Here is a 13,684-nt window from a genome sequence, read left to right as displayed (position 1 = left end):
ACTTAGCGCGTATTTCGTTCGCAGAACCGGTACCCACTTCTGCGGAATACGCGCTCGCTTCAAATATAGATAAAGGGCGGCGAAATCCAGCGACCGGGCGGTAGTTCAGAACGCGCCAAATAGAGGCTATCTATTTGTTCTGTTGGGGTTTTCAGGGGCGAACTTAATCGCCTCCCTAAATGGCGCTTATTTCAGCGGGGTCGAGGCTTGGTTCGATCAGACCGGGCAATGTGCGCATATCGCCGATGACAATGCTCGCGCCGGCCGCCCGCAGCCGGTCAGCATCGCCGGGCCGGCAGTGGCTGCCGCCGGTAAATCCGATCACGGTCATTCCCGCGGCATGCGCGGCGGTGACGCCGGGCACGCTGTCCTCGATCACGACGCATCGCCTTGGCGGCGTATCCATCTGTGCGGCGGCAAACAGAAACAGGTCCGGCGCAGGCTTGCCGCGCTCGACCTGCATCGCAGAGAACAGATGCGGGTCGAAGCGGCCGATGAGGCCGGTGGTGCCGAGGCTGCTGCGAATGCGCGTCGGTGTACCGGAGGACGCCACGCAGATGCGCCGGGACAATCGGTCCAGCGCCTCGAAGATGTGTGGAACGGGCTGCAACTGCGCGCCGAACACCCGGTCGATCGTGGCGCGCAGTTGCGCGGTATACGAGTCGGGAAAGGCGCGGCCGAGTTCGCTTTCGACTTCAAGCCTTGCTTCACGCGCCGAACGCCCGAGGAAGCGCTCGTGCACCTGTTCGGCGGAAATCGTGTAGCCGTATTCCGTCAGCACCTCGGCATGAACGACGCACGCCAGCGCTTCGCTGTCGACGAGCACGCCGTCGCAATCGAAAATGACGAGATCGTAAGGGGAGGGCGTGCTCAAGTCTTGTCGTCGTCCCGAGTCTTTTCGTCCAACGGCACGCAATAAAGCTCCAGCCGGTGGTCGACCAGCTTGTAGCCGAGCTTGCGCGCGATTTCGGTCTGAAGCTTTTCGATTTCCTCGGAGGTGAATTCGATCACCTTGCCGTCGCGCAGGTTGATGAGATGGTCGTGATGACTCTCCGGCACCTGCTCGTAGCGGGCGCGGCCCTCGCGGAAATCGTGACGCTCGATGATGCCGGCGTCTTCGAACAGCTTGACGGTGCGATAGACCGTCGAAATCGAGATCTTGTCGTCGACTGCAACGCAGCGCCGGTAAAGTTCCTCGACGTCGGGATGATCCATGGCCTCAGCGAGCACGCGCGCAATGACGCGGCGCTGCTCGGTCATGCGCATGCCGGCTGCGGTGCAACGCTTTTCGATATCCGTGTGCTTGCCTGTCGGCACGGGGTTCAAGGACGACATCTTGCGAGGTTCCGGTGGATAGAGCGGTGTTTTGCCACCCGCCGCAGCTTACGACAAGTCTCGCTGCATCACCACGGCGTTCAATTGTTCGCCGCTGGCGTCCTTGTAGTACCGTTCGCGGCGCCCGACGACGCGAAAACCGGCGCGTTCATACAAGGCGCGGGCAGGGCGGTTGTTTTCCTCGACTTCGAGAAACACGGTTTTCAGGCCATGCCCCGCAAGATGCCCGAGATGGGTGCGCAGCAGGTCGCGCGAGAATCCGCGCCCGCGGTGCTTCTGTGCAACCGCAACAGAGAGAATCTCCGCTTCGTCGGCGGCGGTTCGCGACACGATAAATCCGATGATCGATCCGCCGAGCCGCAGCCGGTGAGCGAGTGCATTGCGCTCGATCAGGATCTGTTCGAATTCGTCCGTGCCCCAGCCGCGATGAAACGAGGCGCGATGCAGTTGTGAGAGACGCGGCGCATCGCGGAGATTTGCGGGTTCGACCGTGGCGTCGGCGCGTCCGAACAGTTTCGGAAACACACGGGACAGAAATGCGGGAACGCGCGGCATGGCTACGTCCGTGTACCCGGCAGCGCGTAACCAGCCTTCGGCTTGGCATCGGGCGCGCGCAAGTAAAACGGCTTCGCCGGCGCCGCGCCTGGGTCGGTCCCCGCGCCGATCCATGCGACCCAGGTAATATCGGGACCGGGTTTCGGGTCGACCAGCACAGGTGCCGGAACATTTCGCGGCCAGCGATCCGCCAGCAGTTGCGCCGCGTTGCCGACCATGCGCAATGCGCCAAAGCGTGAGGCCGCGAAGGTGTCCTCGATCGGCATCACAGCGGGGCGCATCAAGGCCGACCCGTTGCCGGCGACGACCTGACAGTAAACATGGTCATGCCGGGCATCGATCGCAGCGATGATCGGATGCTCCTGCTTCTCCGCGACCAGAGGCGCGACATAGGCCGCCAGCGTCGTGAGGCCGATCACCGGTTTGTCGGCGGCAAGGCCGATGCCGCGCGCCGCGGAGATGCCGACGCGCAAACCGGTAAAGCTGCCGGGGCCGGTGGTGACGGCGATGCGGTCGAGTTCGAGATAGCTCAGGCCTGACGCGGTCATGACACGTGCGATCAGCGGCATCAGCGCCTCGGCATGGCCGCGCTTCATCTCCAGCGTTTCCTGCGCGATGACCGCCTTCGTGGCGGCATCGAGCACGGCAGCAGCGCAGTAGTCCAGCGCGGTATCGATGGCGAGAACGATCATTCAGGGACCGGTACGATGGCAAAGCTGGCGGCAACGTGCCGCTGAAAAAGCAAAGGGGCAAGCGGTTCGGCGCTTGCCCCAAGGCCTTTTTGGAAAATTCGGTAATTTACATCGGCCGGACTTCGACCACGTCCGGGATGAAGTGCTTCAGCAGGTTCTGGATGCCGTGCTTCAGCGTCGCCGTCGAGGACGGGCAGCCCGCGCAGGAGCCCTTCATGTCGAGATAGACAATGCCGTCCTTGAAGCCGCGGAACGTGATGTCGCCGCCGTCGCTGGCGACCGCCGGGCGAATCCGGGTTTCGAGCAGATCCTTGATGACCGCGACGGTCTCGGTGTCGGCCTCGCTGAAGAATTCCTCGGCGTGTGGCGCATCGCCGTCGGCAACCTGGCCGTCAGCAAGCAGCGGCGCACCGGACATATAGTGTTCCATGATGACGCCAAGGATCGCCGGCTTGAGGTGCTGCCAGTCGCTGTCGTCCTTGGTGACGGTCACGAAATCCGAGCCGTAGAACACGCCGGTCACGCCCGGCACACCGAACAGGCGTTCGGCCAGCGGGGAGCGGGTGGCGGAGTCACGGTCGGTGAACTCCATGGTGCCGCTGTCGAGCACGGGGCGGCCGGGAATGAACTTCAGGGTCGCGGGATTTGGGGTCGCTTCGGTCTGGATAAACATCTGGTTCTCCGGCGCATCGCCGGTTCAAGGCCGGCGCGAACGGGGTTAAGTGAGCGGTTCCTATAGCACAGATGGCGCCTGAAACAGCCCGATCAAGGTGCATGGCGGCTGTTCCGGGGTGGGGAAACTCCCCGGTGTCATCACCGGGCTTGTCCGGGTGATCCCGATGAACTCGGCCCTATGCCTCATGATCGGGATGGCCGGGACGAGCCCGGCCATGACAATTCAGGACAGCGCGTCGATATCGAGGTCGCTGAGGTTGCCCGGCACGACGGTAATCGGGATCGGAAATGTGCCGGCGGTTTTCGCCAGCATGGTGATGATGGGACCGGGGCCTTCCGCACCGGCGCTGGCCGCAAGCACCAGCATGGCAATGTCGACATCGTTATCGATGACGTCGAGGATCTGCTCGCCGGGATCGCCCTCGCGGATGACACGCTCCGGCGTGATGGCTGCGATGCCGTTGGCGCGGCCCGAGGCGCGGTCGAGCGCCGCGTTCGCGATCTCCTCGGCTTCGGCGCGCATGATGTCGGCGACACCGAGCCATTGCTGGTTGCGGTCTTCCGTCTCGATGACGCGCAGCATCACGACGCCGCCGCCGACACGCAGCGCCCAGCGGCTCGCGTAGTACACCGCACGGTCGCCTTCCGCTGTGTCGTCAACGACGACGAGGCATTTCGGCCTGTGGCCCTGTTCGTAGCTTCGTCGCTGGCTGCTCATGCATGTCCCTCGCGCGTATTCCGCAAAAGTGGGCACCGGTTTGCGAGACGAATACGCGCAGCTTAATGACCGGCATCATGCTGCCATGCGCGAGGGCGCGCCGACAAGGTGAGAAGAGGCTTGACGGAACTCGATTTGGTTTGTCCGGACGCGCAGGAGGCCATGCCCGGATTCATTCAGGCATGGCCTTCGCAGGATGGAAGACAGTTTCATGTCTTGCGGATGAAGCCGACGATGTCCTTCACCGCATCCATGGTTTCGGCGGCGATGACGCGCGCGCGATCCGCCCCTTCGGCCAGAACCGAATCCACATAAGCGGCGTCCTGCGTCAGCTTCTTCATTTCCGCACCGATCGGCCCGAGCTTCGCGACCGCGAGATCCACCAGCGTGCTCTTGAAGCCCGAGAACTGTCCACCGCCGAATTCGCGCAGCACGTCCGGCCGCGATTGTCCCGACAGCGCCGCGTAGATGCCGACCAGATTGTCCGCTTCGGGACGGCTCTTCAGGCCTTCCTCCTCGCCCGGCAACGGCTCCGGGTCGGTCTTCGCCTTGCGGATTTTCTGCGCGATCGCGTCGGCGTCATCGGTGAGATTGATGCGTGAATAGTCCGACGGATCCGACTTCGACATTTTCTTGGTGCCGTCGCGCAGCGACATCACGCGCGTCGCGGGGCCGGTGATCAGCGGCTCCGGCTGAGGAAAGAACTTCTCGCCGAAATTGTGCGCGTGGATGGAATCCGAAAAGTCGTTGTTGAACTTCTGCGCGATGTCACGCGCCAGCTCCAGATGCTGCTTTTGATCCTCGCCGACCGGAACATGCGTCGCGCGATAGACCAGAATGTCGGCCGCCATCAGATTCGGATAGGCGTATAGCCCGACCGATGCATTCTCGCGATCCTTACCGGCCTTCTCCTTGAACTGGGTCATGCGGTTCAGCCACCCGAGCCGCGCCACGCAGTTGAACACCCAGGCGAGCTCGGCATGTTCGGAGACCTGGCTCTGGTTAAAGACAATGTGCTTCTTCGGATCGATGCCCGCGGCGATGAACGCCGCCGTGACCTCGCGAATGTTACGGGTCAGCTCGGCAGGGTCCTGCCAGACGGTAATGGCATGCAGGTCTACAACGCAGTAGATGCAGTTGTGGGTGTTCTGGAGCTTCACGAAGTTGACGATGGCGCCGAGATAATTGCCGAGGTGCAGATTGCCCGTCGGCTGGACGCCCGAAAAAACCAGTTCTTTTGAAGCCATCTTACTGTTCCTGTGCCGCCGTCCGGCGGCCGATCCGTGTACGCGCGTCTTTAGCCATGCAGGCGCTACTCGCGCAAGCCGCCATCACGTAAATTGCTGATTGCCTCGCCCCAGCTCACGACACCGAACAGGTCCAGCAGCAGGCCGTAAAACGAAACGCCCGCCGCGACCAGTCCGCCGAGAATGGTGATCTGGGCCGCGAAGCCAGCCGTTGCCGTCACCGGTGCCACGAAGGACTCGGCGAGATACAGCATCGCGCCCATCACCGCGGCGCAGATCGCGATCCGCGGCAGCCGGCGCTGCGAAATGGCGTCGAGGGAAAATCCGAATGTCGTCGCGCCTCGCCAGCCCAGCACGCCGGCGCAGAACCATGCGCCGAGCGAGATGCTGGCGGCGACGCCGCTGGCGCCATAGGCATGCCCGAAGAACAGCCCGCAGATCACGGCGACCGCGATACCGGACAGCGTTGCCGCGAGCGGCGTTTTGGTGTCCTCGCGGGCGAAGAAAGCCGGAGCCAGTACTTTCACCAGAACATGCGCGGGCAGGCCGAGCGCAAGGATCGCCAGCGCCTGTGCGGTGGCGATGGTATCCGCCGCGGTGAATGCGCCGTGCTCGAACAGCACGCGGATGATCGGCTGGCTCAGGACGATCAGGCCGATGGTTGCCGGCATGACCAGTGCGGTCGCAAGTTCGAGTCCGCGTGACTCGGCCTGCATCAGCGCGTCCTTGTCGTTGGCGCGGATCGCGCGGGTCATTTCAGGCACCAGCACCGTGCCCATCGCCACGCCGACCATGCCGAGCGGCAGTTCGATCAGGCGGTTGGCAAAATAAAGCCACGACACCGCGGCCGGCGAATTCGAAGCGATGATCGCGCCGCCGACAATCAGGAATTGCGGCCCGGCATTGGCCACCATGCCGGGAATGCCCTTGCGCAGAAACCCCCGGATTTGCGGGTCGAATGAAATCCGTATCGGTGTGGCGATGCCGTCGCGCCACGGTCTGCGCTGAACGAGGATCAGCATTTGCAGACATCCGGCGACGCCGACTGCGCCCGCGATCACGGTTGCCGAGAACAGCGGATCGTGCCGCCAGACCAGCAGCACGACCAGCACAACGATCATGGTGATGTTGAACAGCACCGGCGAGAATGCGGTGAGCATGAAGCGATGCTCGGCGTTCAGCACGCCCATCATCACGATAGATGGGCCGACGAACGCGAAATACGGCATCATCAATCGGGCGTCATTGATGGCGAACTGCAATGTCTCGCGGCCGACGAAGCCGGGGGCAAGCACTGCAATGACGAGCGGCATCAGCACCGTCAGGACGAGCGCGATACAGATCAGGATGAGGCTGACGCTGCCGAGCACGCGTCCCGCGAAGGCGGCGGCGGCAACGGTACCCTCGGTTTCCCGCACGCGCAGATAATGCGGGATCAGCGCTGCGTTCAGCGCGCCTTCGGCGAAGGAGCGGCGCGTCACATTGATGAACTGGAACGCCACCAGAAACGCGTCTGCGACCGATCCGGCGCCGAGCAGCGCCGCGATCAGGGCGTCGCGCATGAATCCCAGCGTTCGCGACGCCAGCGTGCCGGTCGAGATGGTCAGGATATGACGGATCATCGAGCTATTCTGCGGATCACATGCTTGCTGGCGGGCGCGTTGTCGTGATAGGTCGCCGGTTGCTCCAAAGACCTTGGAACCGGCTCTCCAGTCCCCCCTGAAATACCAGTTTTTGCCGGTTTTGCTCCCTTCCAGCAGGAATATCATTAATGACCGCAGCGACATACGACGTTCTCGGGATCGGGAATGCCATCTTCGATATTCTGGTGCGAACCGACGATGCCTTTCTCGCTCAGCACGGCATGGCCAAGGGATCGATGGCGCTGATCGACGAGGCGCGCGCCGCTGCGGTTTATCAGGCCATGGGCCCAGCCACCGAAATGTCCGGCGGTTCAGCGGCGAATACGATTTTCGGCGTGGCGGGCTTCGGCGCAAAGGCGGCGTATGTCGGCAAGGTCAAGGACGACCAGATCGGCCGCATGTACACCCATGACATCCGCGCCGCGAATGTGGCGTTCACGACCGCGGCCGCGACCGACGGCCCCGCGACCGGATGCTCCTACATCCTGGTGACGCCGGACGGCGAGCGAACCATGAACACGTATCTCGGCGCGGCGCAGGATCTCTCCCCCGCCGACATCGACCCTGCCCAGATTGCGGCGTCCTCGATCGTCTATCTGGAAGGTTATCTGTGGGATCCGGCCAATGCGAAGGAGGCGTTTCTGAAAGCCTCCAAGATCGCGCATGACAACAAGCGCAGTGTCGCGCTCACTCTGTCGGACGCTTTTTGTGTCGGCCGCTACCGCGATGAGTTCCTCGATCTCATCCGGACCGGGACGGTCGATCTGGTGTTCGCGAATGAGACGGAACTGGCTTCGCTCTATCAGACCGAGGATTTCGACAAGGCGCTGGGTCAGTTGCGCAATGACGCCCAACTCGCCGTGGTCACCCGCAGCGAAAAGGGCTGCGTGGTTGCTGGGAAGGACAAGGTGACGGCGGTTCCGGCATATCCGGTGAAGCAGGTGGTGGATACAACGGGCGCGGGCGATCTGTTCGCCGCGGGTTTCCTGTTCGGTTTGGTGCGCGGTCTTGGCCATGAACAGTGCGGCCGGCTTGGCGCACTCGCCGCCGCCGAGGTGATCCAGCACATCGGTGCGCGTCCGCAAACCTCGCTGAAGGCGCTGGCGCAGGCGGCCGGACTGCCGGTCTAGCGGCAACTGTTCACGATCGAGTGACTACCGGTTAACCGCGTTTCTCCCTTGAAGGGCTTGCGGCCGCATCCATATGACAAAAGACGATTTTCGGCGGGAACGATTGCCTGTTGCGTTCGTTGGAACTTTTCCCGCTGTGCGGGCAGGGACGTTTGTTTGTTAAAGAGATACGCGCAGGGCGCGGCGGAAGGTCACCATGATTTCAACCTGGAGCGAGTGGAAACGTTACCCGAAGGCCGCGCGCGGCGAAAAACTCGAGGCGCCGATCGGGCCGGGAATTTTTGAAGTCAGGCACGCCTCATCCGGAGCGCTGTTCGCATTCGACTCTGCCGACAACCTCGCTCTCGCGCTGTCGTCGATTACATCGGGGCCGAAATCATTCGTATCCTGGTTCGGCAAGCGCGATTCCGCAACGTCGCTCGATCTCGAATACCGAACCTATGCGACATCGACGCGTGAAGATGCAAAAGTCGCTGCAGAACGCATGATTGGCCGCCGCGAGGCCTTCATGAGTCACGTCGCCTGACGCCTAGCGGCGCAGCACGCCGATCATGCGGCTGGCGAAAGTGAGCCGCTCGGCCAACACCGACATGAAATAGGTCAGGAGCTTCTGGCCGAGGGCCGGGTTGCTGGCGGTGATCGCGTTGAACGCTTCGGCGCGCAGCACGTAAAGCACGCTGTCGGCCTCCGCCCGTATCGTGGCGCTGCGCGGCTGGCGTGCGACAAGCCCCATTTCCCCAACCGTTGTATGGCGGCCGAGGCTTCGGACCCGGGTGCTGTGACCCCCGCCCGCGTCAACGATAACGCCGATCCTGCCGTTGAGGATAAAGAGCATCGAGTCGGCCGGTTCACCCGCGCGCGCGATAGTCTCGAAAGCGCGGACCTCGAGGCGTTCGCAGCGGCGCGCCAGTTCGGCGGCATCATGATCATTGCCGAGAATTCCCGCGAACCAGCCTTGCAGATCGCCTTCTTCCTGCTCCAGCCCGCTGTGCCGGGCGATGATTTCGTTCTCGCACCACTCCAGCGCATGATCGAGATCCGGCATGACCAGAATGTCGCCGGCCAGAAACTCTCCCGACCGCAGCATTTTTTCGGCTGCGCGCGGCAGGTTGACGAGAACGAGCTTCACGTCGTTCTCGATCGCCGAACGCCTGATCTGGGCGAAGCTGTAGGCGGCCGATGAATCGATTCCGGTGACCAGCTTGAAATCGAACACCAGATAGCGGCACTCGGGATGATGTTCGAGCAGCGTCTTCACATGCTGATAAAGCCGATTGGCCGAACCGAAGAACAGATAGCTCTGCAGATTAAGCCCGTGGATTTCCTTGCCATGGGCGGCCAGCAGCGCGAGATCGTGCTGCGAGCGATCGAGCGAACTGCGGTACTCCGCGCCGTTGAAGCCGAATTTGATCGAACTGATGCGGGATGCGCTCAGTGCAAATGTCGCGCAGCCGATGACAGTTCCGATCAGGACGCCAGCGATAAAACCCCACTTCACGATGATGAAGATGATCGCCAGCAGCGACAGGTATTCGATGGTGGACAGCCGCCGCCGCGATTCGATAATCCAGCGGTTGAGCTGGTCCACGCCGAGATAGATCAGCAGGCCGCCGAGAATGAATTTCGGCATGAAGCTGAGCAGTGCCGGATCGGCGACCAGCATCAGCACCGCAATCCCGGCGACCGTCAGTCCGGACAGGCGGCCGGTGGCTCCGCCGTTGAAATTAAGCAGCGACCGGCTGAGCGAGATGCACCCCGCGTAGCCGCCGAACAGTCCCGACAGGATGTTGGCGGCTCCCGCGACATTCAGTTCGCGTTCGAGGTTTGCTTCGCGGCTGGTCGCGACTTCAAGACCTGTGGTGTTGAACAGCGTGCTGATCGCAGTGACGAAAATCACCGCAATGAGATTGCCGATCAGCCCGGGCACGGCCTGCCATGGGTAGTTTTCAATATCACCCAGATGCCACGGAAGGGAAAACGTCGCGCGCGGCAGCGATTGAAATGTCCAGCCGAGGGCCTGCGCCTGCTCCAGCGAGATGCCTGCGAAGTTGAACACGATATGGGTCACGACCACGCCGGCGATCAGCAGCGCCGGCAGCGCCAGCGGATTGCGCGAGCGGTGCCACGTCAGATAGATCGTGAACGCCAGCGCGATGCCTGCGAGAAGTTCGTACATCGTCATCGGATCAGCGAACGATGCCAGGTTGTCGAACCGCAAGGACATGTTCGTAATGACGCGAACGCCGCCGAGGGCGATCAGGAGCGCTGTCGCGCCAAGGAATCCGCCGATCACGGGATAAGGCACATACCGGATCGCGCGGCCGATCCGGGTCAGGCCCAGACTGCACAACGCCAGGCCGGTGATGATGGTTGCGGCGGACAGCGTGAGAAGCACAGGGCCGAGCAAGTGTGCGGACGGATCGGTTGCCGTGATGTGTTCGACCACCGAGGTTGCCAGAATGGCGGTCACCGCCGCTGTGGACGTTTCGGGGCCCCCAACTGCGATGGGAAAGGTGCTGCCCAACGCGACCACGATGGCGATGATCGCCGTGGCGATGAAGGTCGCCGCGATCCCGTAGGGCAGATACTCGGACAGCGGACCGGAGAAAATCAGAACCGAATAGGACAGTCCGAAGGACACCGTGAGGACCGCAGGCGCCGCGCTGGCGAAGATATCATTCAGCCATGCACGAAGTTTCACATGAGGGCTTGGAACTCGGCTTACGGAGGGAAAGGCCACGCGTGACATCCATGGGTGAAGGCGAGCCAGTCCTAGACGACGACAACGCTGACGTAAAAGAGATTTTTATGACAATCGCATTTGCAGCTGGTCCTTGCGCAAAATGAGATATTCCGCATGTTCCGGCAGCAGCAAAAAGGCTGCGCTGTTTTCCAGCGCAGCCTGGTTGCCTCGAACATCGTCTCTGCGCTGACAGATCAGCGGCCCTTGAACTTGGCCGGGCGCTTTTCCAGGAACGCGCCGACGCCTTCCTTGAAATCTTCGCTGCGTCCGGCGACGCGCTGGAACTGCTGTTCGAGGTCGAGCTGTTCCTCGAACGAATTGTTCTCGCTTTCCCAGTAAAGCCGGCGGATCAGCGACAGCGCCACGGTCGGGCCGTTGGCCAGATCATGGGCAAGCTTCCTGGTCTCCTCGGCGAGTGCCGCATCATCGACGACGCGGTTGACCAGTCCCCATTCCAGCGCCTTCTCGGCGGGGAGCCGCTCGCCCAGCAAGGACAGCTCGACCGAGCGCGCCTTGCCGATGAGGCGAGGCAGGATCCAGGTCGATCCGCAATCCGGCACCAGGCCGATGCGGCGAAACGCCTGCAGGAAATACGACGACCGCGCGCAAACGATGACGTCACCCATCAGAGCGAAGCTCATGCCGGCACCGGCAGCCGGACCGTTCACGGATGAGATGATCGGACAATGCAGGTTGCGCAGACGGCGCAGGAACGGATGAAACGCTGTCTCAAGCGTCGTGCCTGCGCTCGGCCGCTTGCCGCTCTGATCGTTGCGGCCCTGAAGGTTGGCCCCGGTGCAGAATGCCTTGCCAGCGCCGGTGAGAACGAGGCAACGAATGTCGTCGCGCTTCTCGTCGATCGCATCCATCGCCTCGGTGAGACCGGCGAGCATGTCCGGCGACACCGCGTTCATGACCTCAGGATGATCGAGTACAAGTGTGGCGACAGGTCCGTCGAATTCCAGTCTGCAATGTTTGAACTGCATGCGTTCCTCGCTTGATGATTTTGATTGAGCGTGACGTCCGCAAGCGTTGCCGCGTCCGTTTCGCAGCGACTATTTCGGAAACCGAATTGGCTGTAAACGGCACAGCATGGCAACAATGTCTGGTCTGCCATGCGCTGCGAATTTTAGTTTCGCATGGCGAAAGAGCCGTTCCGTCGTCGCGGCGGTTTGATTTTGCGCGGCCGATTGGTCAATGTCGCCGCCAAACGAGATCAACGGAGATGAAGCGATTATGGGCATTTTCGATCTGAGCGGCCGCGTGGCGGTGGTCACGGGCGGCAATGGCGGCATCGGTCTTGGCATCGCGCAGGCGCTGGCGGCGGAAGGATGCGCGGTGTCGATCTGGGGTCGCAATGCCGAGAAGAATGCGCAGGCGGTGGCCTCGATCACCGGCAAGGGTGGCAAGGCCGAGGCGCGTATCTGCGATGTCACCGACGCGACATCGGTGAAAGCTGCGATGCAGGCGACGCTGGACGCATTCGGCCGCGTCGACGGTTGCTTTGCCAATGCCGGGATCGGCGGCGGCGGACGTCAGGCCTTCATCGACCGCACCGAAGCGGACTGGCGCAAGATGTTCGCCACAAATCTCGATGGCGTGTTTCATGTCTTCCAGGCGGCTGCGCGGCACATGACGGAACGCGCGGCAAAAGGCGATGCCTTCGGGCGGCTGGTAGCGACATCAAGCATGGCGTCGCTGTTCGGCACGGCGCGTAACGAGCATTACGCCGCGACGAAGGCTGCGATCAATGCGCTGATCCGAGCGCTCGCGGTCGAGCAGGCGCGCTATGGCATCACGGCCAACGCGATCCTGCCGGGCTGGATCAAGAGCGAGATGACCGAGGGCCTGATGGCCAACGACAAGTTCGTCGCCAATGTGATGCCGCGCATTCCGATGCGCCGGTTCGGCGAACCGTCGGACTTCGGTGGCATCGCCGTTTACCTGATGAGCAAGGCGTCATCGTATCACACCGCGGATAGCATCCTGATCGATGGCGGCTATACGGTGTTCTGAGGATCACTCCGGCAGCGGAATGAATTCGTGCTCGTTGGGCACATGGGCGAAGCGGCCGGCTTTCCAGTCGGCCCTCGCTTCCTCGATGCGCTCCTTGCTCGACGACACGAAGTTCCACCAGACATGGCGCGGGCCTTCCAGCGCCGTGCCGCCGAGGAACATCATGCGCGTCGGGCGCACGGCCTTCACGGTGATCCGGTCACCGGGGCGGAAGATCAGAAGCTTCGGCCCTTCATACTTTTCATTGGCGATCTCGATCTCGCCATCGACGATATAGATCGCGCGTTCCTCGTGATCCGCATCGAGCGGCACGCGCATGCCCTCGTCCAGCGCCACCTCGGTGTAGAACCACTCCGAAACCATCTCGACCGGCGATTTTGCGCCGAACGATGAACCGGCGATGATGCGCGCCTTGAATCCGGTGTCCTGAACCGTCGGCAGGACGTCGGCGCCGAAATGCTGGAACGACGGCGCGATCTCTTCCTTGCCTGCAGGCAGCGCGATCCAGCTTTGCAGGCCGAGCATCTGCTGGCCGCTGGCGCGCTGCACGTCCGGTGTGCGCTCGGAATGCGCGATGCCGCGCCCGGCGGTCATCAGGTTCATCGCGCCGGGCTGGATTTCCTGGATATTTCCTTCGCTGTCGCGATGCATGATGCTGCCGTCGAACAGATAGGTGACGGTGGCGAGCCCGATATGCGGATGCGGGCGCACGTCCATGCCCTTGCCGGCGACGAACTGCACCGGTCCAAAGTGATCGAAGAAGATGAAGGGGCCGACCATCTGCCGCTTGCCGTGCGGCAGCGCGCGGCGGACAGCGAAGCCGTCGCCGAGATCGCGGGTGCGCGGCACGATGATGAGGTCGAGCGCGTCGCAGGTCTGCGGGTCGCCGAGGATCGGATCGTTCGATGGCATCCAGCTCATGACGCGTCT

14 protein-coding genes are annotated in these 13,684 nt (G+C 62.6%); 3 read left to right on the top strand and 11 right to left on the bottom strand.

Annotated elements, in window-relative coordinates; genetic code table 11:
* Positions 1–175: 175 nt before the first annotated feature.
* The 8 genes from ACP7AL_RS04630 to murJ all read right to left on the bottom strand — a co-directional run bounded on the left by ACP7AL_RS04630 (position 176) and on the right by murJ (position 6,844).
* Positions 176–874 (bottom strand): HAD family hydrolase, encoded by a 699-nt coding sequence (locus ACP7AL_RS04630; protein ID WP_425989354.1) that lies wholly within the window; start codon positions 872–874, stop codon positions 176–178.
* Positions 871–1,335, bottom strand: a complete 465-nt coding sequence (locus tag ACP7AL_RS04625) for a Fur family transcriptional regulator (protein ID WP_425989351.1) — start codon at positions 1,333–1,335, stop codon at positions 871–873. Before ACP7AL_RS04625 ends, ACP7AL_RS04630 begins: the two co-directional genes overlap by 4 nt.
* 48 nt (positions 1,336–1,383) lie before the next feature.
* Complete coding sequence (rimI, locus tag ACP7AL_RS04620; RefSeq protein ID WP_425989348.1) at positions 1,384–1,890, bottom strand: ribosomal protein S18-alanine N-acetyltransferase; 507 nt, start codon at positions 1,888–1,890, stop codon at positions 1,384–1,386.
* A 2-nt stretch (positions 1,891–1,892) separates the two neighbouring features.
* Positions 1,893–2,582 (bottom strand): tRNA (adenosine(37)-N6)-threonylcarbamoyltransferase complex dimerization subunit type 1 TsaB, encoded by a 690-nt coding sequence (gene tsaB, locus ACP7AL_RS04615; RefSeq protein WP_024921206.1) that lies wholly within the window; start codon positions 2,580–2,582, stop codon positions 1,893–1,895.
* Between the two features lie 106 nt (positions 2,583–2,688).
* Positions 2,689–3,255, bottom strand: a complete 567-nt coding sequence (locus ACP7AL_RS04610; RefSeq protein WP_006023547.1) for a NifU family protein — start codon at positions 3,253–3,255, stop codon at positions 2,689–2,691.
* A gap of 225 nt (positions 3,256–3,480) precedes the next feature.
* Positions 3,481–3,975, bottom strand: a complete 495-nt coding sequence (locus ACP7AL_RS04605) for a universal stress protein (RefSeq protein WP_425989343.1) — start codon at positions 3,973–3,975, stop codon at positions 3,481–3,483.
* 209 nt (positions 3,976–4,184) lie between these two features.
* Entirely contained in the window at positions 4,185–5,222 is a 1,038-nt protein-coding gene (trpS, locus tag ACP7AL_RS04600) for a tryptophan--tRNA ligase (protein ID WP_425989340.1), read from the bottom strand.
* 65 nt (positions 5,223–5,287) lie between these two features.
* The gene (gene murJ / locus ACP7AL_RS04595) at positions 5,288–6,844 is read right to left on the bottom strand and encodes a murein biosynthesis integral membrane protein MurJ (RefSeq protein WP_425989338.1); all 1,557 of its coding nucleotides are present in this window, start codon (positions 6,842–6,844) and stop codon (positions 5,288–5,290) included.
* A 149-nt stretch (positions 6,845–6,993) separates the two neighbouring features.
* On the opposite strand from murJ, the gene ACP7AL_RS04590 reads away from it, so the two are divergent.
* Positions 6,994–7,995, top strand: a complete 1,002-nt coding sequence (locus ACP7AL_RS04590) for an adenosine kinase (RefSeq protein WP_425989335.1) — start codon at positions 6,994–6,996, stop codon at positions 7,993–7,995.
* A gap of 196 nt (positions 7,996–8,191) precedes the next feature.
* Positions 8,192–8,521: a hypothetical protein gene (locus ACP7AL_RS04585; protein ID WP_425989333.1), complete on the top strand. Its 330-nt coding sequence runs from the start codon at positions 8,192–8,194 to the stop codon at positions 8,519–8,521.
* Between the two features lie 3 nt (positions 8,522–8,524).
* Here the strand turns inward: ACP7AL_RS04585 and ACP7AL_RS04580 are convergent, their stop codons facing one another.
* Positions 8,525–10,744 (bottom strand): SLC26A/SulP transporter family protein, encoded by a 2,220-nt coding sequence (locus tag ACP7AL_RS04580; RefSeq protein ID WP_425989330.1) that lies wholly within the window; start codon positions 10,742–10,744, stop codon positions 8,525–8,527.
* 188 nt (positions 10,745–10,932) lie between these two features.
* On the bottom strand, positions 10,933–11,724 hold the full coding sequence (locus ACP7AL_RS04575) for an enoyl-CoA hydratase/isomerase (protein WP_006023554.1): 792 nt from the start codon (positions 11,722–11,724) through the stop codon (positions 10,933–10,935).
* A 250-nt stretch (positions 11,725–11,974) separates the two neighbouring features.
* Between ACP7AL_RS04575 and ACP7AL_RS04570 the strand changes: the two genes are divergently transcribed.
* The gene (locus tag ACP7AL_RS04570) at positions 11,975–12,754 is read left to right on the top strand and encodes an SDR family NAD(P)-dependent oxidoreductase (RefSeq protein WP_024921211.1); all 780 of its coding nucleotides are present in this window, start codon (positions 11,975–11,977) and stop codon (positions 12,752–12,754) included.
* A 3-nt stretch (positions 12,755–12,757) separates the two neighbouring features.
* Here the strand turns inward: ACP7AL_RS04570 and ACP7AL_RS04565 are convergent, their stop codons facing one another.
* Positions 12,758–13,675, bottom strand: coding sequence for a pirin family protein (locus tag ACP7AL_RS04565; RefSeq protein WP_425989329.1), 918 nt, complete (start codon positions 13,673–13,675; stop codon positions 12,758–12,760).
* Between the last annotated feature and the right edge of the window lie 9 nt (positions 13,676–13,684).

Origin of the sequence: Afipia sp. DC4300-2b1, assembly GCF_049895725.1 — a bacterium.
Classification (GTDB): domain Bacteria; phylum Pseudomonadota; class Alphaproteobacteria; order Rhizobiales; family Xanthobacteraceae; genus Afipia; species Afipia broomeae.
This window is presented reverse-complemented; position numbering and strand designations above follow the sequence as displayed.

Coding starts and splice junctions, on each gene's coding strand:
- ACP7AL_RS04625 (WP_425989351.1), bottom strand. CDS start 1,335: ATGTCGTCCTTGAACCCCGTGCCGACAGGCAAGCACACGGATATCGAA.
- rimI (WP_425989348.1), bottom strand. CDS start 1,890: ATGCCGCGCGTTCCCGCATTTCTGTCCCGTGTGTTTCCGAAACTGTTC.
- tsaB (WP_024921206.1), bottom strand. CDS start 2,582: ATGATCGTTCTCGCCATCGATACCGCGCTGGACTACTGCGCTGCTGCC.
- ACP7AL_RS04610 (WP_006023547.1), bottom strand. CDS start 3,255: ATGTTTATCCAGACCGAAGCGACCCCAAATCCCGCGACCCTGAAGTTC.
- ACP7AL_RS04605 (WP_425989343.1), bottom strand. CDS start 3,975: ATGAGCAGCCAGCGACGAAGCTACGAACAGGGCCACAGGCCGAAATGC.
- trpS (WP_425989340.1), bottom strand. CDS start 5,222: ATGGCTTCAAAAGAACTGGTTTTTTCGGGCGTCCAGCCGACGGGCAAT.
- murJ (WP_425989338.1), bottom strand. CDS start 6,844: ATGATCCGTCATATCCTGACCATCTCGACCGGCACGCTGGCGTCGCGA.
- ACP7AL_RS04590 (WP_425989335.1), top strand. CDS start 6,994: ATGACCGCAGCGACATACGACGTTCTCGGGATCGGGAATGCCATCTTC.
- ACP7AL_RS04585 (WP_425989333.1), top strand. CDS start 8,192: ATGATTTCAACCTGGAGCGAGTGGAAACGTTACCCGAAGGCCGCGCGC.
- ACP7AL_RS04580 (WP_425989330.1), bottom strand. CDS start 10,744: ATGTCACGCGTGGCCTTTCCCTCCGTAAGCCGAGTTCCAAGCCCTCAT.
- ACP7AL_RS04575 (WP_006023554.1), bottom strand. CDS start 11,724: ATGCAGTTCAAACATTGCAGACTGGAATTCGACGGACCTGTCGCCACA.
- ACP7AL_RS04570 (WP_024921211.1), top strand. CDS start 11,975: ATGGGCATTTTCGATCTGAGCGGCCGCGTGGCGGTGGTCACGGGCGGC.
- ACP7AL_RS04565 (WP_425989329.1), bottom strand. CDS start 13,675: ATGAGCTGGATGCCATCGAACGATCCGATCCTCGGCGACCCGCAGACC.